At 55.5% G+C, this 26,357-nt stretch carries 22 protein-coding genes and 2 tRNA genes; 11 read left to right on the top strand and 13 right to left on the bottom strand.

What is annotated here, in order from left to right; genetic code table 11:
* The first annotated feature begins 70 nt into the window (after positions 1–70).
* Positions 71–460: a hypothetical protein gene (locus tag B5F40_RS15745; protein WP_140396359.1), complete on the top strand. Its 390-nt coding sequence runs from the start codon at positions 71–73 to the stop codon at positions 458–460.
* Here the strand turns inward: B5F40_RS15745 and B5F40_RS00205 are convergent.
* Together B5F40_RS00205 and B5F40_RS00200 are read right to left on the bottom strand one after the other, a co-directional pair.
* Positions 431–506 (bottom strand) — tRNA-Ala (locus tag B5F40_RS00205). The two genes, B5F40_RS15745 and B5F40_RS00205, sit on opposite strands and share 30 nt — an antisense overlap.
* 108 nt (positions 507–614) lie before the next feature.
* A tRNA-Ile gene (locus B5F40_RS00200) sits at positions 615–691 on the bottom strand.
* 551 nt (positions 692–1,242) lie between these two features.
* Between B5F40_RS00200 and B5F40_RS00195 the strand changes: the two genes are divergently transcribed.
* A complete protein-coding gene (locus B5F40_RS00195; protein WP_087192370.1) occupies positions 1,243–1,755 on the top strand; it encodes a bifunctional nuclease family protein in 513 nt (170 codons plus the stop codon).
* A gap of 35 nt (positions 1,756–1,790) precedes the next feature.
* Here B5F40_RS00195 and B5F40_RS00190 read toward each other — a convergent pair whose 3' ends face one another.
* The 8 genes from B5F40_RS00190 to B5F40_RS00160 all read right to left on the bottom strand — a co-directional run bounded on the left by B5F40_RS00190 (position 1,791) and on the right by B5F40_RS00160 (position 16,854).
* The gene (locus tag B5F40_RS00190) at positions 1,791–3,353 is read right to left on the bottom strand and encodes an MATE family efflux transporter (RefSeq protein WP_087192369.1); all 1,563 of its coding nucleotides are present in this window, start codon (positions 3,351–3,353) and stop codon (positions 1,791–1,793) included.
* Positions 3,354–4,547: 1,194 nt separating this feature from the next.
* Entirely contained in the window at positions 4,548–7,352 is a 2,805-nt protein-coding gene (gene gyrA, locus B5F40_RS00185) for a DNA gyrase subunit A (RefSeq protein ID WP_255396398.1), read from the bottom strand.
* 159 nt (positions 7,353–7,511) lie between these two features.
* Positions 7,512–9,461, bottom strand: a complete 1,950-nt coding sequence (gyrB, locus tag B5F40_RS00180; protein ID WP_204217280.1) for a DNA topoisomerase (ATP-hydrolyzing) subunit B — start codon at positions 9,459–9,461, stop codon at positions 7,512–7,514.
* A 1,102-nt stretch (positions 9,462–10,563) separates the two neighbouring features.
* Complete coding sequence (recF, locus tag B5F40_RS00175) at positions 10,564–11,679, bottom strand: DNA replication/repair protein RecF (protein ID WP_087192367.1); 1,116 nt, start codon at positions 11,677–11,679, stop codon at positions 10,564–10,566.
* A complete protein-coding gene (gene dnaN / locus B5F40_RS00170; RefSeq protein ID WP_087192366.1) occupies positions 11,680–12,780 on the bottom strand; it encodes a DNA polymerase III subunit beta in 1,101 nt (366 codons plus the stop codon). It abuts the gene before it with no gap.
* 794 nt (positions 12,781–13,574) lie between these two features.
* Positions 13,575–13,796, bottom strand: coding sequence for a hypothetical protein (locus B5F40_RS15740; protein WP_140396358.1), 222 nt, complete (start codon positions 13,794–13,796; stop codon positions 13,575–13,577).
* 276 nt (positions 13,797–14,072) lie between these two features.
* Complete coding sequence (dnaA, locus tag B5F40_RS00165; RefSeq protein ID WP_087192365.1) at positions 14,073–15,617, bottom strand: chromosomal replication initiator protein DnaA; 1,545 nt, start codon at positions 15,615–15,617, stop codon at positions 14,073–14,075.
* A 76-nt stretch (positions 15,618–15,693) separates the two neighbouring features.
* Positions 15,694–16,854 carry an ATP-binding protein gene (locus tag B5F40_RS00160; RefSeq protein ID WP_087192364.1) on the bottom strand — a complete coding sequence of 387 codons (1,161 nt, stop codon included), beginning with the start codon at positions 16,852–16,854 and terminating at the stop codon, positions 15,694–15,696.
* A gap of 818 nt (positions 16,855–17,672) precedes the next feature.
* On the opposite strand from B5F40_RS00160, the gene rpmH reads away from it, so the two are divergent.
* The 6 genes from rpmH to rsmG all read left to right on the top strand — a co-directional run bounded on the left by rpmH (position 17,673) and on the right by rsmG (position 20,642).
* Complete coding sequence (gene rpmH / locus B5F40_RS00155) at positions 17,673–17,807, top strand: 50S ribosomal protein L34 (protein WP_087192363.1); 135 nt, start codon at positions 17,673–17,675, stop codon at positions 17,805–17,807.
* Positions 17,798–18,148 (top strand): ribonuclease P protein component, encoded by a 351-nt coding sequence (rnpA, locus tag B5F40_RS00150; protein ID WP_342395008.1) that lies wholly within the window; start codon positions 17,798–17,800, stop codon positions 18,146–18,148. The genes rpmH and rnpA overlap by 10 nt, the downstream gene beginning before the upstream one ends.
* 13 nt (positions 18,149–18,161) lie before the next feature.
* The gene (gene yidD, locus B5F40_RS00145) at positions 18,162–18,395 is read left to right on the top strand and encodes a membrane protein insertion efficiency factor YidD (protein WP_087192361.1); all 234 of its coding nucleotides are present in this window, start codon (positions 18,162–18,164) and stop codon (positions 18,393–18,395) included.
* A 30-nt stretch (positions 18,396–18,425) separates the two neighbouring features.
* The gene (locus B5F40_RS00140; protein WP_087192360.1) at positions 18,426–19,196 is read left to right on the top strand and encodes a YidC/Oxa1 family membrane protein insertase; all 771 of its coding nucleotides are present in this window, start codon (positions 18,426–18,428) and stop codon (positions 19,194–19,196) included.
* Positions 19,197–19,251: 55 nt separating this feature from the next.
* On the top strand, positions 19,252–19,761 hold the full coding sequence (locus tag B5F40_RS00135; RefSeq protein ID WP_087192359.1) for a Jag family protein: 510 nt from the start codon (positions 19,252–19,254) through the stop codon (positions 19,759–19,761).
* 239 nt (positions 19,762–20,000) lie between these two features.
* Positions 20,001–20,642 (top strand): 16S rRNA (guanine(527)-N(7))-methyltransferase RsmG, encoded by a 642-nt coding sequence (gene rsmG / locus B5F40_RS00130; protein ID WP_087192358.1) that lies wholly within the window; start codon positions 20,001–20,003, stop codon positions 20,640–20,642.
* Between the two features lie 51 nt (positions 20,643–20,693).
* On the opposite strand, the gene B5F40_RS00125 is transcribed toward rsmG, so the two are convergent.
* A complete protein-coding gene (locus tag B5F40_RS00125; RefSeq protein ID WP_087192357.1) occupies positions 20,694–21,101 on the bottom strand; it encodes an endonuclease domain-containing protein in 408 nt (135 codons plus the stop codon).
* Positions 21,102–21,339: 238 nt separating this feature from the next.
* Between B5F40_RS00125 and B5F40_RS00120 the strand changes: the two genes are divergently transcribed.
* Entirely contained in the window at positions 21,340–22,308 is a 969-nt protein-coding gene (locus B5F40_RS00120) for a ParA family protein (protein ID WP_446718583.1), read from the top strand.
* Positions 22,301–23,332 carry a ParB/RepB/Spo0J family partition protein gene (locus B5F40_RS00115; RefSeq protein WP_239442815.1) on the top strand — a complete coding sequence of 344 codons (1,032 nt, stop codon included), beginning with the start codon at positions 22,301–22,303 and terminating at the stop codon, positions 23,330–23,332. The genes B5F40_RS00120 and B5F40_RS00115 overlap by 8 nt, the downstream gene beginning before the upstream one ends.
* Positions 23,333–23,558: 226 nt before the next feature.
* Here B5F40_RS00115 and rlmN read toward each other — a convergent pair whose 3' ends face one another.
* Entirely contained in the window at positions 23,559–24,545 is a 987-nt protein-coding gene (gene rlmN / locus B5F40_RS00110) for a 23S rRNA (adenine(2503)-C(2))-methyltransferase RlmN (protein ID WP_239442814.1), read from the bottom strand.
* Between the two features lie 145 nt (positions 24,546–24,690).
* On the opposite strand from rlmN, the gene B5F40_RS00105 reads away from it, so the two are divergent.
* A complete protein-coding gene (locus tag B5F40_RS00105; RefSeq protein ID WP_204217283.1) occupies positions 24,691–25,617 on the top strand; it encodes a D-alanine--D-alanine ligase family protein in 927 nt (308 codons plus the stop codon).
* Between the two features lie 51 nt (positions 25,618–25,668).
* Here the strand turns inward: B5F40_RS00105 and B5F40_RS00100 are convergent, their stop codons facing one another.
* Positions 25,669–26,313: a hypothetical protein gene (locus B5F40_RS00100; protein ID WP_087192355.1), complete on the bottom strand. Its 645-nt coding sequence runs from the start codon at positions 26,311–26,313 to the stop codon at positions 25,669–25,671.
* Positions 26,314–26,357 lie beyond the last annotated feature (44 nt).

The following is a 26,357-nucleotide window of genomic DNA, read 5'->3' as shown; positions in this document are numbered from 1 at the left end:
ACGCGCGCTCATCGAGCACACCGCAAGAACCACGGCGCTCACTGCGAGGGAAATGGCAAGGGGTTGCGGCATGAAGGGAACGCCAGCCGCTGAAAAGAGCGTCGGACTGAAAGGAACGATGTCAAACCACGACCAGAAAAAAGACGACACAAGCAATGCGACAAAAGAGATGTTGCCAACGAATCTGTCGAGTATCCCATTCATGGAAGAAAATTATAAAGCAGAACGCCGAAAGCGCAGTCAAGCAAAGCAGAGGATCGGTTGGTGCGCCGGCGAGAACGCCAGGCATCCTCATGCGATCCTAAAACGCTCTTCCTTTCGAAAACTCGCCCTGAGCAAACGATGGCCGACAACCCTTCCCCATCCGGCTTGCTCAAAGCTCTTCGAAAAAGCAAAGAGGCCAAGGAGTTCCTTGGCCTCGCATTTTAAATGGTGGAGCATAGGGGGATCGAACCCCTGACCTCAGGCTTGCAAAGCCCGCGCTCTCCCAGCTGAGCTAATGCCCCGTCTCCGACGCTTTGCCCGACTGCAAATAGACGAGCAATTCGCATCTAGATACTAATAAACGCTCCACCGGCAAACTCGGCTCACGGTGGAGCGTTTATCGCAAAACATGGTGGGCCCGAATGGATTTGAACCAGCGACCTCACGCTTATCAGGCGTGCGCTCTAACCAACTGAGCTACGGGCCCAAAAAAGTGCTTAGCTACTTTACCTCAAACACCTTCAGAGGGTCAAGGCGTTTTTTAAAGAAATGCACCGAGTTTTCAACCGTTCGGCGTCAATCCGACAGCTGCGCGAACCCGATCCATCTGCAAAGCACCCCTCAAAACGCCCGCGCATGGTGCTCTTGGAGTCTTTCATGGAAACATCGCAGTTGCTCCCAGAACCTTCATACGAGAACCGCTGACGTCAGCTCATCCTGCTTTCTCGGTGCCACTGATAAGCCAGGCAGTCACCGTACGAGCGCGGTGTTTCCATCCAGCCGACGGCAAAGACACTTCCTCAGCCGAAAACCCGTGAATTTGCCCGAACGTGCGTCATAGAGCATCAAACCCGCCGCAATCACAAAACAGCACTTCGCAACGTCGAGGAAGCACCAGAATTCTCGCAAAGCTCCACAGAGCACCGAGAGAAAAGACCGGCGACGAAAACGAACGAGAGAGCTATAATCGAACGGTACAACAGCCTAAGGCCCCAAGTCGGCCCACAACGCACGGCTTTTCGCGAGAAGGGAGCCGCCATGGTGCCCGTGAATATACAAACCCTTATCGTTTCCGCAGCCCCATCACCCTCAATCATCGTGCTGCAACCCGTCGAGGATGTGCCTCAGGAAGGAAAGTTCCGCATCGTTCCCATATGGGTTGGAGTGAACGAGGCAACCCAAATGGGAATCGCTTTGGAACAAGCGCGTTTTTCGAGGCCGATGACTCACGACCTATTTCTCGACGCACTCACCAATCTCGACGCCCGTATCGACCACGTGGTTATAAACGACGTGAAAGGTTCCACTTTCTTCGCCCGTCTCACCTTGCGCCAACATGATCGGCTCATCGACCTTGATGCGAGGCCGAGCGACGCACTGGCGCTGGCTGTGCGACAGAAAGCGCCTATTTACATCGAAGAAAGCGTACTCGAACGCGCCTCTTTTCCCTACGTGCTCAAGCGCGAAGGGGGCGATATTAACGCCGAGCAGGAACTTTCCGAATTTCGCAGGTTCCTTGACGAGATCGCCCCCGAAGACTTCGAAGCTTGACAAGTCGATGCGCGAGAAACCGGAGGGCAAGCCGCTCACCAGAGATGGCGCGCCGCTTCGGAAACGGCGTCCACCACACCATCAGCAAGCGCTCCGTCGTCGTCCGCACCGAGCGCCAAGAGCGCGGGCACGCTTTGCACGCTCGGTTCCTTCGGCTTCTCCGCGACGCCGCACGACCGCGCCTCAATCGCGCGACGCCTCCATCCGCCACGAGCGAACGTTGCCAACAAGAAACCCGCGCGCAACCACTCGTCAACGCACATGGCCAACCACATACCCACAATGCCCCAACCTAGTCCAATGCCGAGCAGATAGCCTCCGCCCACGGCGAACACCCACGACGACAGCACGTTCACCGTCACCGGAGTCCTTACATCCCCCACCGCAATGAGGGCCTTCACCATCACGATGTTGAGCGCACGCCCCACACCAAGAAAAACCTCGACCAGCATGACCTGCTTCCCCAACTCGTGCACGAGCGGATCGGCGGTGAACAGTCCGAGCACGACGTCGGAGTTCAGATAGATCAGAGTGGACACGCAAGTGGTAAGCGCGATGGCGATGAGATCGGCTGCCCACACCCGGCGCGCAACGACATCGAACCTTCCCGCGCCAAAAAGGTAACCCAACACGATCTGCGTGGCCTGCGACAACGCGATGGAGTATAGATAAGCGATACCCGCGATCATGGAGCAGTACACCTTCACTGTCACCACGGTCGTCCCCAGCACGTTGATGAACGACAGGATGACGATCTGAGCCAAATCATAGTTCATCTGCTCTCCGGACGAAGGGATGCCAACACCCAGCATCCGCTTGAGAGTGCTCCAAGGAAACGGCCTCAAGTAAGATACGCTCATCCTCACCTCAGTGCCGCGTCGTACAAGCCGATACGCCACAAACAGGCCCGCCACTCGCGCGACGACATTCGCCGCAGCCGCGCCTTCCACACCGAAGGCGGGCAACGCGCCTGCGCCACCGATGAGGACGGCACTCGCTGCGATGTTGACCATGTTCATTACCATGCTCGCCTTCATCACGTCACCTGTGCGCGCATGGGCGCGCAGCAAAGCGGTGAACGCGAAGAACACGCCTTGAAGCACCGTCGTTGATCCCACGACGAGAAGGAACGACGAGGCCATACCATGCAGGGCGGGATCGATGTTAAGCATCGAAAAGAACTGAGGCCAGAACGCGAACAGCACCGCCGTCAAAAGTCCCGCGAGCGCCACATTCACAACAAGCGCCAATGTGGCGATCTCCGAGACGGAGCGCGAACGATCAGAATCCGCTCTTCCTAGCACGCGAGTGACCAGCACCGTGGACGCGGTTCCCATAGCCGAGAGCGCTATAGTCACGATATTGAGTATCTGCAAAGCGTTGCCCACGGCTGCCGCTGGCTGGGCACCGAAGGGCGCGAGCATGAATTGGTTCACGTTGCCGATCATAATCTGCATGAACAGCTCGACAAACAACGGCACGCTTAATGCGAACACATCGATGGACGCGGTTCTCTCCGCAGGGGCTCGCATAACACGGTCAGCACGTACGGCTCGTATGCGCGCTTGAGCACCTTGCGCCAAAGCGGCGATTGTCATAGGCTCGACGCCCTCCTCTCCGTCAACGAATGCAGGGCGTGCAGTATACGGCACGTCAACAGTAGCCCCCCTGAGGGCTCGCTCCTTCACGCTTTTCGCATTCCTGATCATATGGCCCCACGTCAAAAAATGCTTCACGTGAAACATAAACGTTCGGAAAACGCGCACCGTAAAAAGGGGGACATCCTGCAAAGAGGCAGAGGAGGATGAAAAAGATTCGGGGCTTGCAGCATAAACGATCGCCAAGCAATCGCCAATGGCTTCATCGGCCCCTTCTCTATTCAGCGGAAAGGGCATCGCCTCGTCACCAATGCTCTGCGCTTCACGTGAAACGCCGCCCGCTTCGAGAGCCAAAAGAACAATGGAAGGCGAAAACACCGCTCTGCAGCCGATCGCGCGACCAGAGAAAGACGCAACCGTAACTTTGGGAAGACCTTGCCAGCACAAGCGACCAACGAAATCGACCCCGAGCGAAGAATACCCGTCTCAATATGAGGAAACCGGGATCACAAGCTCGCCAAGAGCGGCTGGGCCAAAAGCCACAGCCATCCAGGCTCGAAGAAACCCAGAGTTTGATGGAACCGAGAACGAGAAAGAACTGAAGAGGGGTTACGTCAAACGCATCGAAGCCGAAACGCGGAGCTTCTTCCACAGCGGAGGACGCAGCTGCTCTGACGCAAGAGGGGCGGAAAGCGAACGCCAAAAGCCGAAGTCCGAAAGAATCCAAGCCCTACCAAGCGACGGACAACAAGGAACGAGGCCGTCCGAAAACGGCAAACCAAACAACCAAACCATTCGCGTGCGGCAACCGTGAACGAGAGGACCCCGAAGCCATAGCCCTTGAAGGGTGGGGTATCCGCTCTAGGCGAGAACCCCCTCATGACACTCAGGCAATCCCCCGCATCCTGGCGCAGCAGCTTGCAAAAGCGAAACAATAGACGCCACGGATCTGAAGGGAAGAGACGAACGCAAGGGCAAAGGGCGCCGAACGTCGAAGCCAAGAGACACGACCCCTCGTGCGCACCAAAAGGCCGCAGTGACGCGAAGCGAAGCGTCCACGCTTTACATGAAACGCCCAACGCGTCATGGAACCAACCACATCCAAGAAGAGAGAAGGCCCGCCACATCACGCGGCGGGCCTCGCACGAGCGTCTCAGCTCACTCTTCCACTAACAAGAAAGCGGCATTGAGGCTCTACTCCTCGGAATCCCCGAAGGCTTCGACCCCACCGTCGGTGCCGGGATCGCCGCCGTCTTCGACGACCGTCCCGCTATCGCTCCCGGGCCCCTCGACGCCCTCATCAATATCGTCGATGGAATCCTCATCGAGCTCTTCGGCTTCGCCGGGCTTCACAGACGCTTTTTTCTTCTTGCCGCGCGTGGAGATGGCCACTGCGGTCACGCGGTCGTCGTCGGCCACGTTCATCACGCGCACGCCCTGCGTCGAACGGCCGAGCTCGGAGATGCCGGACACGGGCGTCCGAACGCACACGCCGTCCTCGGACATGATCATGATCTCATCGTCGTCGGCGACGATCTTCATAGCGGCCAGAAGGCCCTTCTTCTCCGTCATCGTGATGGTGAACACGCCCTGGCCGCCGCGATGATGCTCGGGGTACTCGGCGACCGGAGTGCGCTTGCCGTAGCCTTTCTCCGTGATCACGAACAGGTCGGTGTCGTCTTGGGCGATCTCCATGCCCAGCACCTTGGCAATGGGCGGCACGTTCATGCCGCGAACGCCCATAGTGTCGCGGCCCATCGCGCGCACCTCTCCCTCGTCCCACATGATGGCCTTGCCGGCAGAGGACACCATGAGCACCTTCTCGCCAGGAGCCACGCGGCGCACGCTGATCAGGCGGTCGTTGTCCTTCAAGTTGATGGCGATGAGGCCGTCGCGGCGGGTGCGGTCGTACAGGTCCATCGAGGTCTTCTTCACCATGCCGTGCTCGGTGGCGAACATCAGATACTCGTCGGACGGGAAGTCCTTCGTCGCGATGACGGCGCTGATCGTCTCGCCGCGCTCAAGAGGCAGCAGGTTCACGATGGCGGTGCCGCGGGCGTGGCGGCCGGCCTCGGGCAGCTCGTACACCTTGAGGCGGTACACCTTGCCCTTCGTGGAGAAGAACAGCATGTAGGAGTGCGTGGACGCCACGAACAGGTGCTCCACGTAGTCGTTGTCCTTGAGGTTCACTCCCTGCATGCCCTTGCCGCCGCGCTTCTGCTGGCGATAGGTGGCCACCGGCAGGCGCTTCACGTAACCGGACTTCGTCACCGTGACAACCATGTTCTCCTCGGCGATGAGGTCCTCCACGTCGAGATCCTTCGCCGCCTCGGACAGAAGCGTCTTGCGCGGGCTGCCGAACTTCTTCTTGACCTCTTGCAGCTCTTCCTTGATGATCTCGCGGACGAGCTTCGGGTCGCCGAGCACGCGCTTGTAGTAGGCGATCTTCTCCAGAAGCTCGGCCAACTCGGATTCGATCTTGTCGCGCTCCAAGCCGGTCAAGCGGCGCAGGCGCATCTCGAGGATGGCCTCGGTCTGCTTCTTCGAGAGGCCGAAGCGCTCGATCATGCGCTCGGAGGCCTCTTTGTCGGTTTGCGACGATCGAATGATGTGGATGACCTCGTCGATGTTGTCGAGCGCGACGATGAGGCCCTGCAGGATGTGTGCGCGCTCCTCGGCTTTGGCCAGCTCGTAGCGCGTGCGACGCACGATGACGTCTTCCTGATGGGCGATGTAGTAGTGCAGCATCTCCTTGAGCGACAGCACGCGCGGCACGCCGTCCACGAGCGACAGCATGATCACGCCGAAGCCCACCTGCAGCTGCGTGTGCTTGTACAGCTTGTTGAGCACCACCTGCGGGATGGCGTCCTTCTTGAGGTCGATGATGATGTCGATGCCGTGTCGATCGGCGCCGTCGTGGATGTTGCTGACCTCGGGAAGTTTCTTCTCGCGAACAAGCTCGCCGAGCTTCTCGAGCAAGCGCTGACGGTTCACCTGGTAGGGGATCTCCGTCACCACGATGGAGCTCTTGCCGTTCTTGCCCTCCTGCACCTTGCACTTCGCGCGCACGGTGAGCGAGCCGCGGCCCGTCTCGTACGCGTCGCGAATGCCCTTCTTGCCCATGATGATGCCGCCGGTGGGGAAGTCCGGTCCGGGAAGAACCTTCATCAGCTCCTCGGTGGACACCTCCGGATCGTCCAGCATGAGGCAGGTGGCGTCGATCGTCTCGCCCAGGTTGTGCGGCGGGATGTTCGTGGCCATGCCTACGGCGATGCCGTTCGAGCCGTTGACGAGGAGGTTCGGGAAGCGGGCGGGAAGCACCGTGGGCTCTTCCAAACTCTCGTCGTAGTTCGGCTGGAAGTCCACCGTCTCCTTGTCGAGGTCGCGCAGAAGCTCCATCGCGGCGCGATCGAGGCGCGCCTCGGTGTAGCGCATGGCCGCCGCGCCGTCGCCGTCGATGGAGCCGAAGTTGCCATGGCCGTCGATGAGCGGCACGCGCAGGCTGAAGTCCTGCGCAAGGCGCACCATCGTGTCGTACACGGCCGAGTCGCCGTGCGGGTGGTACTTGCCGATCACGTCGCCGACGGTACGCGCCGACTTCATATGAGGCCGATTGGGCGTGTAGCCGCTCTCGTTCATGGCGTAGAGGATGCGGCGGTGCACCGGCTTCAAACCGTCGCGCACGTCGGGAAGCGCGCGCGAGACGATGACGCTCATAGAGTACTCGAGGAACGACGCCTGCATCTCCTTGCCCAGATAGGCAGAGCGGACGATGGTTCCCTCGCCGCCGTTGGCCCCTTCGATGATGGAGCCGTGCGGAGCGCCGAACGACGAGGTGTCGATCAGCGAGCGGGCGCGGTCCTCGTCGGACACGCCCACGCCCGTCAGACGGGTTGCAGGCTCGCCCTCGTCCCCCGTTTCGCCGTCCGTCCCACCCTGCGCGCCGTCGGCTTCCGCGTCAGCCGCGGCATCGTGATCCGCCTCGGCGCGCGAGAGCATCTCGCCGAACGCGCCGCCGTGGCCGGAGCCTTCGCCGCGCGCATCGTCGGGCGACTCAAAATCTTCAGTGTTGTCTGCCATGTGTCTCCTTGGTTCTGAAATGTTTCACGTGAAACAATCCCTCGTGAAGGCTTCGGCGGCCCTGCGACCGCCGATGCGCTAGATATCGAGGAAACGGACGTCGCGGGCGTGCTTCTGGATGAACTCCTTGCGCGGCTCAACCAGGTCGCCCATGAGCTCGGACACGACGCGCTCCGCTTCGGCGGCGTCGTCGATGTTCACCTGCAGAAGCGTGCGGGTGGCCGGCTCCATGGTGGTTTCCCACAGCTGGTCGGGGTCCATCTCGCCGAGACCCTTGTAGCGCTGGACGTCGAAACGGTTGGGATCGTCGTACTCGGCGAGCGTCGCGGAAAGCGCGCTCTCGTCGTAGATGTAGCGCTCGATCTTCGGGCTGCGAGAGTTCTTCTTCTTCAAACCGAAGATGGGCGGCTGAGCGATGTAGATGTAGCCGCGGTTGATGAGCTCCGGCATGTAGCGGTAGAAGAACGTGAGCAAAAGGCAGCGGATGTGCGCGCCGTCCACGTCGGCATCGGTCATGATGATGATGCGGTGGTAGCGCGCTTGGTCGGCGTCGAAGTCGTCTCCGATGTTCGTGCCGATGGCCGTGATGAGCGAGCTGATGGTGTCGCTGGAGAGCGAGCGATGCAATCCAGCGCGCTCCACGTTGAGGATCTTGCCGCGCAGGGGCAGGATGGCCTGCGTCTTGCGGTCGCGGGCCTGCTTGGCCGAGCCGCCTGCGGAGTCGCCCTCTACGATGAATATCTCGGACTCGGAAGGATTCTTCGACGAGCAGTCGGCCAGCTTGCCCGGCAGCGCGAACGAATCGAGCACGCCCTTGCGGCGCGTCATCTCGCGCGCTTTGCGCGCGGCCTCGCGAGCCTTGAGCGCTTGGGTGGCCTTGCCGATGATGCGCTTGGCGGGCGTGGGGTTCTCCTCCAGGTACTCGCCAAGGCCCTGCGCCACGGCGTTCTGCACGAGCGGGCGGATCTCGGTGTTTCCGAGCTTCGTCTTGGTCTGGCCCTCGAACTGCGGGTCGTGCAGCTTCACGGAGATGATGGCCGCCAAACCCTCGCGCGTGTCGTCACCAGAGAGGTTGGAGTCCTTTTCCTTGAGTATGCCCTTGTTGCGCGCGTACTCGTTGATGGAGCGGGTGACGGCCTGTTTGAAGCCGTCGAGGTGCGTGCCGCCCTCGTGGGTGTTGATGTTGTTCGCAAACGCCATGACCGAGTTCGTGGAGTACGACGTGGACCACTGCATAGCCACCTCAACGGTGCCGTCGGCGTTCTCGGCCTCGAAGTAGATGGGCTTGTTGAGCGTCTCCTTGCCCTCGTTGAGGAACTTCACGAAGTCCACGATGCCGCCCGCGTACTGGAACGTCTCGGTGCGGGGATTACCGTCCGCATCCGTGACGCGCTCGTCGTGCAGCACTATTTTGAGGCCCTTGTTGAGGAACGCCATCTCGCGGAACCTGCTGGCCAACGTGTCGTAGTCGTACACCGTCGTCTCGGTGAAGATGGCCGGGTCGGGCCAGAACGTGGTCTTGGTGCCCGTGTGCTTCGCCGTACCCACTTCGTGAAGCTTTTCGCACGTCTTGCCGTGGTCGAAGGCGATGGCATACTCTTTGCCGTCGCGCTTGACGTTCACCTCCACGCGCGTGGACAGCGCGTTCACCACGGATACGCCCACGCCGTGCAGGCCGCCGGACACCTTGTAGCCCTCGCCGCCGAACTTGCCGCCGGCGTGCAGGATGGTGAGGACCACCTCGACCGTGGGGATCTTCTCCTTCGGATGCTTGTCCACCGGAATGCCGCGGCCGTTGTCCTCGACCGTAATCGAGTTGTCGGGATGTATCCACACTCCGATTTCGTTGCAGTAGCCGGCAAGGGCCTCGTCAACGGAGTTGTCAACCACCTCGTACACGAGGTGGTGCAAGCCGCGGGGCCCCGTCGAGCCGATGTACATGCCGGGACGCTTCCGAACAGCCTCAAGCCCTTCGAGGACCTGGATGTCAGAACCGTCGTAATGATCGGGTTTGTTTGCCACTGACATGCTCCTTTTGTAGCGCGATAGAGAGTGATGTGGTGCGCTCTCGCGCGAGACCACCAACTTTCAAATTTTACCACAATAGACACGTGACACCAATAAAAACAACCCCTCAAAGGCTTCGAGAGGCTGTTTGAGGGGCGATAAGACGATCACACCTCAAAAATGCCAAACCATCGCGCAGCGCCGCGCAAAGAGCCGAGGAGACGCCCGTCCCGCAAGGAGAAGACGCCCTCTCGAAACAACTCAACGTATCCGTGTCCAGAAGAGAGGCGCGCCCTGCACGGCGAAAAGGTGGAGCGTCTCATTCCAATGTACGTCGAGCCTCCAAACACCCCCGCCACGCCTCCCTCATCTGCATGAGGGCCTCGCCTGCATGGGAGCAGGAGATGCGGACACGAAGCGAGGGGATGCGCATGACGAGAGGAGGCAAAGCGAAAAGAGAGGGCGCCGTGCGACCGGGAATCGATAAAAGCGAGACCGAGAAAAGAGAACCGGAGAGCAACGAGTCGAGATGATCGGACGACTCGCACCTTCCCACGTAACGCAGTGAGGAAGCCCAAGTATCGGAGCCAAAGCACAGGAGGCTTCTCATCAAGGAGCCGCACGGCCCGAAGACTCCGAAGGGAGATGTTTCACGTGAAACATTCAAGGGCCTCCGACAGAGCCAAACGTCGCGGGGAATGCGGCAGACGGTGCTCTCCCCTCATCATCGATGCTCACGAAGGAGGCATGCAGCAAAGGGCGGACGCGTTGGCCGTCTGCCGACGAAGATCGGAGGCGCGGGCGAACGACTCGGCGCGGGCGGAAAAACCGCGTCAGTGCGAGCTTCAGCAGCCGCCCAGGGATCGCGGCAGACTGAGAACACCGTTGTCCGGCAAACGGCGGCACGGGACAGCGCGACGGGGCGTGGAATCAGCGGCCCGCTCCGCCAACACCCGCCCATTCCCAGCGCGCGCAGCGGCCATGTTCGGTGAATGGGGAACGGAGAGGGATTGGAGCACAGCCAACGGAAGCGCCGCTGCTCTCGTAAGCCGGACGACGCCCATCCTGACCGGCACGACCGGCATTGCGGCCAACGAGCGCGGACGCCTTCGCGTACCGTCTTTCAGCCTTCGGCAAGGGGAAGCTCCACCACGCGCGCGGCGGAAAGCAGATCGGCATCGAAGTAGTCGAGGTTTGCGGTGGTGATGAACGTCTGAATGTCGCCCGCTATGAACGCCACGAGTGCTCGACGGCGAGCTGCATCAAGCTCGCTCATCACGTCGTCGAGCAGAAGCACCGGTTTCTGGTGCAATATTTCCTGTATGAGCGTAGCCTCGGCAAGCTTGAAGGCCAGCACGACGGAGCGCTGTTGCCCTTGGCTCGCAAACGACGTCACGTTGCGCTCGTTGATGAAGAACTCGATATGGTCGGCATGCGGGCCTACAAGAGCACGCCGACGTGCGCGCTCTTCGCCGGCGCGCGCCGACAAGGCGGACGCCAAGGCGGCGCGCGCATCGTCCCGTCCGAAAGAGAACGTGGCGGCCACAGCCGGATCGTGCGCCTCCCATGACGGAACGTAACATGCACGCAAGCGCTCACGACCGTCAGCGATCTCGGCATAGTACGCCGCCATCGCGGCAGCAACCTTCCCGAACAGCGCAGCGCGATAACATGCCAGCTGCGCTCCACACGTGATAAGCGCCTCGTCGAGGGCCTCGACGAGCGCCGCAGGCGCTTCGTCTTTGAGCAAGCGATTCTTGTGGCGCAGCACCTTCTCGTAATCGCGTCGGATAAGGTAGTGGTTCGCAGATAGCTGAGAACCCAGCGCATCGAGAGCGGCGCGGCGCACCGCCATCGACCCTTTCGCCAATTCAAGGTCGTCGGGCGTGAACGTAACCGAGGGCACGATCCCCTTGAGATCGGCTGTTCGCCTGCCCTTTCCGTTCAGCAGAAACCGCTTGCGCCCTTCGGCGATGCGCAGCTCAAGCTCAAGCTGCCGGTTCCCATCGGACGCGTCGGCCACCAGACGTGCGAAAGGCGCCCCCATGCGAACGAGCTGATCGACTGGAGGATGACGAAACGACGACTGAGCCGTAAGCAATTGGATGCCCTCGACAACGTTAGTCTTCCCCACCGCGTTCGGTCCCACGAGAACCGTAAGAGGACCGATGCCGTCCAGATCGAAGCGCTCGTAGCTGCGGAAATCAGCAAACGAGATATGAGTGATCGACAAATCCACTTACGATATGCGCACCGGCATGACGAGATAGAGGAAATTCTCGCCCTCGTCGGCTTTGAAAATGCCAGGCTTGAGGGACGACTGCACCTCGAGGAACACTTTGTCCGTGCTCACAGACGCCAATCCGTCGAGCACGTAGGCGTAGTTGAACGCGATCTCCACGTCCTCGCCCTCGCCCGCGCAGGGCAGCGTTTCCTGGGCGGAGCCCACGTCTTGAGCGACTGCGGACAGCTGCGCTGTCTGGGATGCGATGTTGATGTCGAACTTCACAGGCAAGCTCGTCTGCCCGAGAAGCGACGTGCGCTTCACGCCGGCTACGAGATGATCGACCTCCAAACTCACGCGCGTGGTGTACGAATCGGGCAGAAGCTGCCGATAGTTCGGGAAGTTACCCTCGATACGCCGATTGATGAACACCGTTTCATGATAAGTAACAACTATCTGGTTCTCGGCAAGCGCGATGCGCAACGGATCGTCCGATCGGGGCAATGATGCAATCTCCTGGAGGAACGCCCCCGAGATGACCGCTTGGAAATCCTCTGGAGCGGCATCGGGCACATCGGCTTCGGTGATGGCAAGGCGGTAGGAGTCCGTTGCCACCATCTTGAGCCGACCGTCCTCGAGCGTGATGAGCACGCCTGTGAGGATGGCGCGGCTCTCGTCCTTCGACACCACGCGCGCCACGCGCTTAACCATCGATGCAAACTGAGTGAACGGAATGGCTATCTCCTGCTGCACGTCCACATGGGGAAATCCGGGGAAATCTTCGGCATCGAGCGCCTTGATCGAGAACGACGCCGTGTCGCATGTGATGACGGCCGAGTCATCCTCGGCCTCCACATGCACGGCAGCATCGGAGAGATTCTTCACGATCTCCGAGAACAGCTTGCCTGGAACGACGGAGCGCCCCTCAGCTTCCACGAGCGCTGGGACAGTGTATTGAATGGACAACTCGAGATCGGTTGCTTGCAGGGTGAGCGAGTCGTTCTTCGCATCAAGGTAGATGCCCGACAAGATGGGCAGCGTTGAACGTGTTGCGATGCCCTTGAGAACGACGGACAACGCGTTTTGAAGCTCAGATTGGTTGATGCTGAATTTCAAAGGTGTTCCCTTCTTTCGACGTCGATTGCCATTATAGAACGATCCGATACGCTTCGCTCGAAACACTTAGGGAAACACGTACGAGATTTCGCCCGCTCTCCTCGGTTTTCTAAGGTCGTTTCCGTTTGCTCACGAACAGGGGTGCAAATAGCCGATACGAAGATGTTTCACGTGAAACACTTCTCTTGTCCCGTGGACCTCTTTCTTGCATGCCTTTGCTCTTTTACTATATTCAAGGGTTTCATAATGATAATAATAAGCTCGGTGGAAATGTGGATAACTTGCGTTTTCCCATATGGAAGCCGTAATTGTATGAATATTGAGCAGTGTAGACGAAGTTCTTTCTTTCAACATGGATTATCGCTTTTATTATCTCTCCTCACCTTTTGCGGGTTTTTCAGCATGTTGTCAGTCATGATTCATCCATGTTTTCCTCAAGACGCGTGTTCGCGATTGTTCGAGATGCTCGGCACCGACGCCGAAAGCTGGGCATGCTTCTGTTCCCGTACTTTCTTCTTTTCAGGCGAGGTCCTCTTCGAGGGGCCTCGTGTCCGATGATCGAGTTCTTGCGAGGCCGCTTGAGCGGGAGGCGGCTACGGGTCGGTGAGGATCGTTCGGTCTGGCGTACTGTGCCCGATGCGTACGTGTTCGATCGAGGGCAGGCGCTTGTGCGTTGTGCGTCGCGCGCCGATTGCAATGGAGGTGAATGCAAGGGTGAAAGGAAGGATTCGGGCGTTCTTTTCATTGCCTGTAAAACGTTTGAATCGAGCAATCTCTCCTTTTCCACTTGCTGCTTACCCGATCTTTTTCATCCGACCTTGCATTTTGCTCTCCGCTTCGAGCGCGGCTGATGGGTGGACGCCGTTCGCCCATCGCCAACCGTTTGCCCATCGAGATTGCCGGCTGCGCTTTTTCGTCGGTTGACGGTATCGCCGCCATCGGCCGCCGGTCGATTTATCGCTTTGCGGCGTATTGCCGATGCGCCGACCATCGTCGCGCGAGAGAATGGGTTTCATGTGAAACACCATGGTGGTTCTGATTCACGATGTCTTGTCGAAACGCCGCGAGGAGGAGCGATGGGCGAAAGCGGAGGACCTTTCGCGCGCGGCTTCGACGGCGTTTTGCCGAAATGCCGCAACGAGGTGGAGGGCGGCCGGCGACGAGGAGGGCCCCTTGCCGCAAGGTGTCCCAACGCTGCGGACTGGTTATGAACGGGGGACCTGCTGGGCGCGAACGGTCTTTCGTTCGCCGCCTTTGCTCTGGCCTGTCTTTGAAGGCGCTAAGAGGGACCTCTAAATCTCGTGGATAATCTGCCTCAGCGTTTCCAGCTCTTCGCTCAACTCGCGGTTCTCTTTTATCTTGTTCTCGATGTTCGTAACGGAATACATCACGGTTGAGTGGTCGCGGTTGAACTTCTTGCCGATGTCGTTGAACGGCAAATCGAGCATCTGCCGGCATAGGTACATGGCGATCTGCCTCGCGTAGGTGATGTTGCGCGTGCGCTTATTCCCTATCAGGTCGGCGTGGCTCACCTTGTAAAATGCTTCGACCTCCTTTTGGATGTCTGCGATGGTGAGGCGTTTCGACGAACCGCCTGAGAAATGGTTCTCGAGGAGCGATCTGACGTCGTCGAGGCTGAGCATGGGCTGGTTGAAGAACGTCATCTGGTAGATGACCTTAGTCACGGCGCTTTTCAGCTCGCGGATGTTGGAGCTGGAGCTTTCGGCGATGTACATCTGTATGTCGGCGGGGATGTCGAAATCATTGGACCCCTCAGACTCTCGGTACTCCTCCACGAAGCTTTTCACGATACCGAGCTTCGTTTCGATTTCCGGCGGTTGGATGTCGAACGTGCCACCGGAGTTGAAGCGGCTCTTGTAGCGCTCGTCGATGTCGATGTTTTTTGGCGCGCGGTCGGCCGAGAGCACCACCTGCCGGCCTTGGCTCGTCAGTTTGTTGAATATCTGGAATACGATGTCGAGTGTCTGCTTCTTGCCTTGGAGGTACTGGACATCGTCGATGAGCAGAACGTCGGCCTCCTCGTAACGTGTCTTGAAGTTCTTGTAGCTCGACTTCTCCTTGTCATGGGCCGCGCTCGCCTCCATATAGTCGCTCAGCAATTCGGCGGAGTCAACGTATATGACAGACAGGTGCGGCATCGTTTCATTTACGTAGTTTTGGATGGCGCGCATAAGATGCGTCTTTCCGAGTCCTGATTTTCCATAGATGAACAGGGGGTTCAGGTGGGCCTTTCCCGGCATTTCGGCTACGGCGACAGCCATTGAATAAGCCATGCGGTTCGAGTCTCCGATGACGAAGTTTTCGAACGTAAGCGTCGAGGTGGGCGCATCCGCCATATCCGCTGTTGAGGGCAGGGGGTTCGCTGGGTCTGGCAGGGCGACGGCACCATCGTCCTCTTTGGAAGGGTCTTGCGCTGTCGCCTGGGTTTTGGATGCCGCAGGTGTTGTGTGAGGCCCGGTCTGGGTTGCCGTGGCTGCGGTTGCCGCCGTGCTGGGCTGCAGGGTTGGCGGATGCGCTCCACTGGCTTGGACAGCGTTTGGGACAGGGGGCGCACCAGCGAGGTCCACCTCTATGACCACTGTGAACGGCACGTGGTATAGGTCGATGAGCGCTTGTTGGATGAATTCGGCGTAATGTCGTTCGATCCAGGTCTTTATAAAGTCGTTGTCGGCGGTGAGCATGAGGAACCCTTCGCTCATCGCCTGAGGATGGAGTCTCGAGAAGAATGCGCTGATCTGGGTGGGATCTATGTTGTTGTAGCTTTTGATCTGGCTGCACACTTCTTGCCAGCTTTGTTCGATGCTTTCGCTGTTCATGGGCTGCTTCCTTTATCGGGCATCTGTGCGCGCCGTGCACCCTGGGATCGCACGCTTCGGCTTGATTGTATATCTATCAGAGGGAACTCGCCACTTGGTATCCCAAGTCCGTCAGAATGCGCTTTTGACCGGCGGTCTTTTCAATGAGGCCCGCCTCCTCAAGCTTTTTGAGTATGAAGTGGGTGCTCGACTGAGGGACGCCGGTGAGGTGCACCAGGTCGGTCACGCCGAGTGCGCCCTCGCTGAGGAAGAGCGGCAAAAACTCGCGCTCTCGGTTGGACAGCGGCGGCACGAGCGGAGCGAGCGCATACTGGAGCTGGGGGTGCGTTCCAAGGGGTTGCCCGAGGTGCGCGGGGACTTGCTGCGCAGGATAGGGGTACCCTTGCTGGTACGGCTGCGCTTGAACCTGCTGATGGAACTGAGTCTGCTGTTGGTACTGTGGATGAGGTTGGTACATAGGAAGTCCTGCCTGATGAGCGGAGGCGTACTGCGAAGGGATGTACTGCGAAGGCGCCGCGGGGAAAGGTCGTCCGTCTCCGACGTGGTGCTGATTCGTTCCTGTGGGTGCCGCGCTTTCGAAAGGGCTTCCGACCATGGGGAATTCTGCCTGAGCGGTTTCCGCGTGCGCTGCCGCGGTCGGGGTCTCCTCCTTCAGGGAGGCTTCTTTCAGGTTGTAGCGCGTGTCGGTATCTTCTGGTGAGCTTGGCTTTTCCTTAAGGCTGATCGTCACAACCGAGCCTGTTCCCAGGTTGTCCTCTATAGAGATGGTGCCATGGGAAAAATCAAGGTATTCTTTGACGATGGGCAAGCCTGATCCTACGCCTCGTATGTAGCGCTTCATCGGCTCGATGGCCGAGGTGAATCCCGGCAGCTGGGCTTTCTCTTTCTGAGAAATGCCCGGGCCTTGGTCGGCGAAGCGGATGGTATTTCCGTCGTCGAGGATAGAGACGGTCACTTCGGCGAACCGCGCGTGGATGAAGTTCTCCGAAACTTCGCGGATCACGGTGTAGGGGATCGTGCCGCCTGAGGCTTTCGCCTGATCGTACACTTTTGATGCGAGGTTTTCGATGAACTCGCCGGTGGGAGCCGGCTGTATCTCCGTGACGCGTGGAGCGCTGCGGAGATCGTCGTATAAAGCTACGCGCGCAACGGTGTTTACATGCGCGTAGTCGTACTCCCCTGCATATTCATCGGAGGTTTCTTCGTTGTGATCTGCTTTTTCAATCTGGTCGTTCAATAGTGTTCCGTTTTTCAGATTCGATATTCAGCATTTTCCAATAGTATTCAAAATCATTGTAGCGCTTTTCCTGTTGTGAATCCATCCATCAGCCAAATTGCATTGTCTCAAAAGTTGAAAACTCAAACCGCTGAAAACTCATTGCGGTATTTCACAAGGCACTTTCAAAGTTTTCCACTTTCTATTCAATAATTGTGGAAAACATCATGGAAGCTACTTGAAATGGCGTACGGACGTTGGTGTAAAACAGATATCGAATGTTGAAATACTACGCGCTGTTCGTCTCTTCTTCGCAAAACCGAAAGCAGAGAGCTTATTTTTCAAGAGCGTTTCGCTGAGATGTCTAAGAGGTGACGTTTTGCTTGGAGGTCACGGCACCTGACTTTCTTATTGAGGTAAAACACCAGTTCAAAGGCTTGTTGATAATATCAGTTTTCTTTCGTGCCTGATAGATCGCTTGTTAGGGAAAGAAAAAAAGTGCTTGACAAAACGATTTCGTTAGAGATTTCCACAACGCTCTATGAATGAATGCGAGGTTTTCCACGTTTTCCACAATTGCCCTAGCGCTCATTTGGGGAAAACTGATCCTTTCAAAGGGCTTCTATGCTTCCTTTCGCTCTCTTTCTACTTCCCCTCTCCCGCCTTTTCGCTGCCGCCTCTTTTTCGGATGTCCCTTCGGTTGCATTCTTGTGCGCGCATTCGCTTCTCGTTCGCTCTTGCAGCCCCGTCGTGAGACTTTTCTTTATGGCTTTTCCTTGACGAGTGCATGTTCTAGGCTATACTTTCTAAGTTGCTCTAAACCATGAAAGGGAAAAGGTATGAAGCGCACGTATCAACCTAACACTCGTAAGAGGGCAAAGTGCCACGGTTTCCGTGCTCGTATGGCCACCAAAGGCGGTCGTAAAGTGTTGGCTCGTCGCCGCGCAAAGGGCCGCAAGCGTCTTTGCGTGTAAAAGAGAGCCATCGATTGGAGACAATCAAATCCCGCGCGGATATCTCCGATCTGTTCTCTTGCGGCAGGCGTCTGCATACGCCGTATCTTACGTTCATAGTGTTACCCGCAAAGCAGCACGGCCCGTGTGGTCGTGTTGCTTTTATTGCAGGCAAGAAGATGGGGAACGCCGTGTGGCGAAACGGCGCGAAGCGGCGCATGCGCGAGGTATGCCGTGCGCTCGGAGGACCTTGGGCGGGCTATGATGTTATATTTCTTGCAAAATCGAGCCTGATGCGGTGTTCTTATAGTAAAGTGCTAGCAGCATGTAGCGAGTCGTTGGAGCGCGCCAAGATTCGATAGGGATTTGGGAGCGATGAAGGAGTTTCTGAAGAAAGCACCGTGCAAGATTGCGGTATTTCTCATAACTTTCTACAGGGCTGCCGTCTCTCCTTTGTTCCCCTCTTGTTGTCGCTTCACACCGACGTGCTCTGAATACGGATTGGAGGCGTTTCGTCGCTACGGTTTCGTGAAAGGGTTCAAGCTTACGGCAAGGCGCGTTCTGCGCTGTCGCCCCGGGGGACCGCACGGCTACGATCCCGTCCCATGACGGGTGATGTAGAAGGAAGGAACAACATACATGTGGGACGTCTTTAAGGGTTGGATATTCGATATTATCCAGTTCTTCTATAGTTTTTGCGGCGACTGGGGACTCGCCATCGTCATCGTGACTGTTATTTTCCGTGTTATCGTATCGCCCTTGATGCACAAGCAGACGAAGTCGTCGTTCCAGATGCAAAAAGTGCAACCGCTCCTGCAGGAGATTCAGCGCAAGTATGCTGACGATCCTATGCGGCAGCAAGAGGAAATGCAGAAGCTGTACGCCGAGGTGAAATTCAACCCATTGGCAGGTTGCCTTCCCATGCTCCTGCAGATGCCTATCTTTCTTGCGCTGTACCAGGTGCTTTCCGAGATGGGCACTCGTACGGAGGGAACCACGTATTCGTTCTACAACTTGGTTCCGAGTTTGGTGATGCGTCCTTCCGAGGCTATATCCCAGGGTTTTGGAACATTTGTTCCCTATTTGTTGTTGATGATTGTGTTTGCAGGCGCGACTTTTTTGCCCATGGTGCTCATGCAGCTGGGCAACAAAGACAATCCGCAGCGCAACCAGACGCTCATAATGTCGGGTGTTATGAGCTTGTTCATGTTGTGGATTAGTTGGGGGTCACCTGCAGGTGTGCTGTTGTTCTGGGGTGCGTCATCTTTGATGGGTGTCGCTCAGCAGCAGGTGTCCATGCGTATTATGAAGCGTAAAGATGCCGAGGCCGAAGAGGCCATCGAAGTGAAGCCAATCGAAGTTGATGTGACGCGCAAGGTGAAGAAGCCTCGTCCTAAGAAGAAGAGGTAGCGAGTGTTTCACGTGAAACACTCGCTACCTCCATATCGATAGAAGGAGTTGGACCATGGCCGATGATTTGATGGAGCACGAAGAGGATGTTGAACTGACTGACGAGGAGTTGGATCGCATTGCCGATACTGCCATCAGCGCCTTGCAGGACATCCTCAAGTATTTCGATGTGGGGGAAGTAACGATTGATGAGTATGAGGGCGATGAGGGAGAACTGATCCTCGATATCACTGGCAACGATTTAGCGGTGCTGATCGGTCGTCATGGAAAAACTCTCGATGCCCTGCAATTCCTTGTGTCGGCTATCACTGTGCGCACTATTGGTTTCCGGTATCCAGTTATAGTAGATGTTGAAGGGTACAAAGGTCGTCAGCGTGAGAAGCTTGAATCCATCGCACGTTCTTCGGCAAACCGTGCGGTCAATCAGCACCGCAGCGTCAAACTTCGCCCTATGACTCCGTATGAAAGACGCATCATCCATATTGCTCTTCGTGATGATGAAAGGGTCGAAACGGCGTCTGAAGGTGAGGGAAGCGCCCGTCATGTGGTGATTCTTCCGCTTTAAGCTTTCATCATGGTTGAAAGCCTCGCATCACGTAGTGCGAGGCTTTTTTATATGGTTTTATCCATGCCTGATCAATGAACGCCGGATGGTCTTGTTTGTAAGATAGATTGTTTCACGTGAAACAATCTTCAACCGAAGATCCGGATGTTACCGATGTCTTCTCCAGGTTGTTCCCATTGCTTTGTTTCACGTGAAACAATCCCCTATACTAAGTGCCTATTGCGATTGAAGGGGGAACTATGCATGAAGATATGCTACGCCGTCATCTCGAACTAGTGATAGAGGCAAACAAAACCACGAATATCACGCGTATTGCGAGTATAGAGGAAGGTATGCTTCTTCATGTTGAAGACTCTCTTGTAGGGCTTCCGGAGATTGAAGATGCTCCTGCTGGTCTTTATGCTGATATAGGAACCGGTGCGGGCTATCCTGGCATACCCCTTGCTGTGGAGACTGGCAGAGAAACGCTTTTAGTGGACTCTGTTGGAAAGAAGACTGCGATTTTAGATGGGTTCATAGAAGAGCTAGGACTGTCGCACGTTTCCACTTACACAGGTCGTATTGAAGATCTCGCGCGTGAGAGACCGTATGAGTTTGCAGTTGTGACTGCTCGCGCATTAGCCAAACTGTCGGTTCTTATGGAGTTGGCATGTCCATTGCTTCAGAGAAATGGACGCTTAGTGTGCTATAAGGCACGAGTTGATGATAACGAACTTGAGCATGCTCTCGTTCTGTGCGGGAAGCTTGGCATGAGGCTTGTTTCTGATCGTAACGCTAGTCTTGGCGAGCGTGCTCGTCGGATAATTGCGTTCGAACGAGTGGGCGACCCTTCTATTCTTTTGCCTCGCAGAACCGGAATGGCTCAGAAAAAGCCGCTTTAAGTTGTTTCACGTGAAACAATAGAGATGAATGTTTCACGTGAAACATTCACGTTACCGCTTACGAGTGAGTGCTGCAAAAGCTTCTGCTCGGTTATGGGTGTCGGTACGTCGTTTTTCCACTTCGTCATGTATAACCTCGCATACGCCTTCGAAGCTTTCGTATATTTCATTATTAGTGAAGCGAAGTTCTTTGATTTCAAGCGTTTCGAGATACAACGTTCTTGCTTGATCGTATTGCTGTTGAATTTTACGATAATGACTCTCTCCATCAATCTCGATTGAAAGACGAACACGTCGACAGTAGAAATCGACAATAAAATCGCCTATGACTTTTTGAGGAACAAAGGATATATGGTATTCTCTTAAAAATCTGAACCAGAGCATTTTTTCAGCGGAAGTCATTTGTTTGCGCATATTTTCTGCCCTTTGGGCAAGTAATTGCCTTCTTGCTTGGTTCATTGGGTCCTCCTTTTTCCTCTCGTTATATACTACCGACGAGAGCTGGCAGATTGTTGACGGATACCCCATGTGGGACCGCTACGATTCTTCTGCGATTGCAACACAGAGTGAACGTGGTTCCATCACGCAACCGAAAAGAATGTTTCACGTGAAACATTCTTTTCCGACGATAGTGCAAACTGTTTCACGTGAAACATAAACAGGGTATACTGTTATGTCGTTTAGAAAGGGGGTCCCCGTGGGGCTATTCGATAGTCTCAAACGAGACAGAAAGCCAGCCGAGACTGTCATACGGGAACAAGATCGAAATGTCGAGGATGGAATCGACATTGAGACTGTTGAAGTTGTTGAACGAGAGGCGCGTCCGTCTGTTATCGAGAATGATCTCGAGTCGAAGCCTATCAAATCATTCAAAGATAAAGCACCTGTTACCCATGTAGTAGGTCAAACGAAGGTGGTTGCCATCATCAACCAAAAAGGCGGTGTTGGCAAATCGACGACGGCTATCAATTTATCTGCGGCTTTAGGGGAAATTGGAAAGCAAGTTCTCCTCGTGGATCTTGATCCTCAAGGGAATTCTTCAAGTGGGCTTGGAATAGAGAAAAGCCAGGTTAAGAACTGCGTATACGATGTAATACTCAACGACGTTCCTATAGAAGAGGTTATTATCCCTGATGTGTGCGAAGGGCTTGATTTGGTTCCTGCAACCATTAATCTAGCTGGAGCAGAGGTTGAGCTTGTTTCTGAAATGGCTCGTGAGAATCGCTTGAAGGACGCAGTAGGTAGCCTTCGGGGGAAATATGATTATGTGTTCATTGATTGTCCTCCTTCGCTCGGACTGCTCACGGTGAATGCACTTGTGGCGGCAGACAAATTGCTCATTCCTATTCAATGTGAGTTCTATGCCTTGGAAGGTGTGACAAAACTTCTCGATTCGATGAAGCGTGTCAAAAGTCGCCTTAATCCGACATTGGATATCTTTGGAGTGTTGTTGACCATGTACGACGGCCGCACAACTCTTTCGAAACAAGTGGTGGAGGAAGTTCGAGGGTATTTTGGGAAGATAGTCTTTTCTACACTTATACCCCGTACGGTCAAGCTGTCTGAAGCTCCTAGCTTCGGGCAGCCTATCACCCAGTATGATCCTACGGGAAAAGGGGCTCAATCCTACATGAATCTGGCGAAGGAAGTGGTGCAGCGTGGCTAAAGCGAATAGGAGCGGCCTCGGCCGAGGATTGAATTCATTGCTGGGAGGGGCATATGAAGAGGCTGTTCCTCTTGAAACCGCTCCTCAGAGGGTTCTTGTTCAGCAAGAGGAGTCGGAAGGGGCCATACATCAGGAAAGGCCGAGCGAAAAACCGGTTGAGGAATTCGTTGAGGAGTCTGCAGAAGAGTCGGTTGTGGAAGACGAGGATCGCGTTACCATCAAGAGCGTAACGCAGCGTCGCACTGACGAAGTTCCTATTGATTCCGTCTCTCCGAATCCGGATCAGCCGAGAACGAACTTCAAACGCGAAGAATTGGAAGAATTGGCGGCGTCCATTGAAAAGGACGGTTTGCTTCAACCTATACTCGTACGTCCCGTGGGTTCGCAAGAATACCAGATCATTGCCGGAGAACGCCGTTGGCAAGCATGTAAGATAGTGGGGCTTTCCACCGTGCCTGTTCGAATTAAGGAAGCGGATGACGATAAAGCGCTGGAGCTTGCTCTTGTCGAGAACGTTCAACGTTCCGATCTTAATCCCATCGAAGAGGCATATGGGTATCGTCGCATGATGGAGCGGCGCAATCTCACTCAGTCGCAGGTTGCTCAGGCGATGTCGAAAGGCCGCTCCACCGTGGCGAACGCGCTTCGGCTTCTCGAACTTCCTGAGGAAGCGCAGCAACTTCTATTCGAAGAGAAAATTACCGCTGGACATGCGAGAGCCATCCTTTCTATCCCCACAAGTGCAGGGCGACAGAAACTTACGGAGAAGCTTGTAGAGCAGAGGCTGACGGTTCGTGAAGCTGAGGCAATTGCTAGGTTGCTTTCTGGAAAGCGAGACGATTCTCCGAAGAAGAAGGAGCCTCTTCCGAAAACATTCAAAACGGTCGCTCGTGCTTTAAGGGATGTTCTTGGAACGAACGTGAAGGTCAAATCCGTTCAGGGTAAGAACAAGATAGAAATTGAGTTCAAGGATGAAAAGGATTTGGAGCGCTTGTTCGAAGAGTTGATTGCTGCTGCATCGTAATGTTTCACGTGAAACATCGTCTCAAGTGAAGCATCATCATGGTGAAAAAGGGCGATGAGTTTCAAAAGCATAGTAGGATGATTGTTTCATGTGAAACAATCATCCTACTTAGAATTTAGGCGCTATAAAAGGAAGAGCGTTGTAAGGTTTGAACATTGTAGAGAAAGCGAGTCCCCTGTGTTTCACGTGAAACACAGGGGACTGTTAATATGCTGAGATAGATGTTTCACGTGAAACATTTTGTACGTTTGAGTTGACCGCATGCGCCTTCGATGTCTGCACCTCGTGAGTTACGTACCGTGATTTCCTTGCCGCAAGATTGGATGGACTCAATCCAACGCCTCATGATACGAGGTTCGCTTGGTCGAAACGAGGAGTCTTCTAAAACGTTGATAGGTATAAGGTTTATATGGCATAGCAAATCGGAACAAAACGCCTGAAGTGCCTCAAGATCATCTTCAGTGTCGTTCACGTCTTGTATCATGATGTATTCTAAGGTGACGCGACGGTTCGTCTTCTGGGTGTATCTCCGTAAAGCACGTTGCAAATCAGGTAATTGATTGGTGGCCATGCGAGGCATGAGCAAGTCACGCGTGGCCTGACGAGCAGCGTGGAGCGAGACAGCAAGTGTAAATTGCTCGGGTTCGTGAGAAAAGCGCTCGATGCCGTCAAGTAACCCGCAGGTTGAGATGCTTATATGACGCGCTCCAATGGCTATTCCTTTAGAATAGTTCAGAATACGAAGCGCGGAGAGCACGTTCTCGTAATTCAGAAAGGGTTCTCCTTGTCCCATTCCCACAAGATTGGTCACGCGTTGTCCCATATCTTCTTGAGCGAGCATCACCTGATCGACGATTTCGCCCGGAAGGAGATTCCTCTCGAATCCAGCTTTTCCTGTGGCGCAAAAGGCGCACTGCATTGAACAACCAACTTGAGTGGAAAAGCATATGGTCAATCGATTGTCTATCTTCGACGGAATGGCGACTGCCTCGACGCATGCCCCGTCATGGAATTCGACGATATACTTGCGTGTTCCATCGTGCGAGATTCTCCGCTCAGCCAAAGTTGCTGGATGCAACGGGAAACGCTCAGAGAGGCTTTCGCGTAAGGAGACAGGCAGGTTGGTCATATTCTCGTACGAATTCACATGGTGCACGTAAAGCCACTGGGCTAGCTGCTTGGCTCTAAATGAAGGCTGGCCGAGCAACTCCATTACGTCTGAGAGTCCATCTAGACTATATGATTTAATTGGCTTATCCATGCGGCCATTATACATGTTTCACGTGAAACATTCTGCAGGGTTCATAGTGGCTGGTATACTGCTGACGATCATATCGATGTTGATGAAAGAAGGGTACATGGCTAGATGTCGAGTGGCGTTGCTCGCAGGAGGTAAAAGTGGGGAGCGCGAAGTGTCGCTTGCATCGGGAGAAGGCGCACGGAAAGCCCTTGTTAAAGCTGGATACGATGTCACGGTTCTCGATCCATCGGATAAGGAAGATCTCAAGCTGCTCATTGAAGGACCGTTCGATGTCGCTTTCCTTTGTCTGCATGGCAAATATGGGGAAGACGGCACCGTGCAGGGTTTGTTGGAAACTATTGGGCTTCCTTATATCGGCTCAGGCGTATGGGCGAGCGCATTGGCTATGGATAAGTCAAAATCCAAGCGTTTTTATCACGAGGAAGGTATTCCCACACCTCCTTCGGTGACCTTGCATGCTCAGGACGAATATAATGCAGAGACTTTGGCTAACGAACTTGGCCCTCGATGCGTTGTGAAGCCTGCTACCGAAGGAAGCGCTCTGGGTGTTAACATCGTTGAAGGCGCTGAAGCGATTGAGAATGCTATACAAGGCGTTTTCGAGATTGATGATGAGGTGCTAGTAGAGCGCTATATACAGGGCAGAGAGCTGACGGTTGCGGTTATCGGTAATAGGGAGCTCACCGCTTTGCCGATTATAGAGATTGTTGCTAAGAATGATTTCTATGATTACGAGTCCAAATACGCTCCTGGCGGATCTCAACATATCTGTCCTGCACCGCTGCCTGACACGACAACATCCTTTGTCCAAGAACTTGCCGTACGTGCCCATCGTGCTCTATCGTGCAGCGGAGTGTCTCGCTCTGATTTCATTTTGGAAAGCGATGGATCTTGTTGGATTCTCGAGACGAACACTATTCCTGGCATGACGGAAACGTCTCTTTTGCCCGATGCTGCTCGTGCAGCGGGCATTTCGTTTTCTGATCTATGCACGAAGCTTGTGTGCTATGCGCTTGAGAAGTGAGTGCGGGCTCTCGGAATGTTTCACGTGAAACATTCCGAGAGCAATGAGACTTTAGAACACGCCGCAGGTCTTGAAGGTGAACAGAACGACAGCCACGAGAGCGAGTAGAAATACCCAGCTGACAAGGTAACATCCTTTGTTTCCTTTTCGACCTTGTTCGATAAGACTCTCAGATAATTTGCGACGGCTTTTCAGGATGACTGTTCCCGCTGTTTTCTCTGGGAAAGGAAGCGTAGATTTTGGCTGCCAGGTTCCATCGGTTCGAACAATGTGCTCAACCCCTTGTTCTCCTAGTGCGATGTCGGGTCGCACGCCGTTTGCAAGACGTTGGCTGAGGGCGCTCTCAAAGTGCGAGAAAGGCTTATTTAGCGAGGGGTCGTAGCATATCACCGCAGCTTCTCCCCAATAGTGGCCTGGTTCGGGGCTATCGGTGAAAGCGACGAAGGACAGGAACGCTTTGAGAATCCAGCCGCGCGCAGACAAAATGCGAAGCTTACGAGAGAATTCGGCATCGAAAAACCCGGCTAAATTGCCGAAACGGTTCTTCAACCATGCGGTCGAAGAACCTTCTTCGGAAAGGAACACGATGTCGAATGCGTCGCCGACCAGATTGTCGGCACTGAGCAGAGAGGCCGCATCCTTCTTCGATTTCGTATCGAAGCGGGCATACGATCCGAAATACTGCTCTGCGTGCATGGGGCCTCCTGACACGATGGACAGATGTTGTACGATTTTATGAT

This window comes from Gordonibacter sp. An230 (genome assembly GCF_002159915.1).
Lineage (GTDB): Bacteria > Actinomycetota > Coriobacteriia > Coriobacteriales > Eggerthellaceae > Rubneribacter.
The sequence above is the reverse complement of the archived record's forward strand: the minus strand, read 5'-3'. Positions and strand labels throughout refer to the sequence as shown.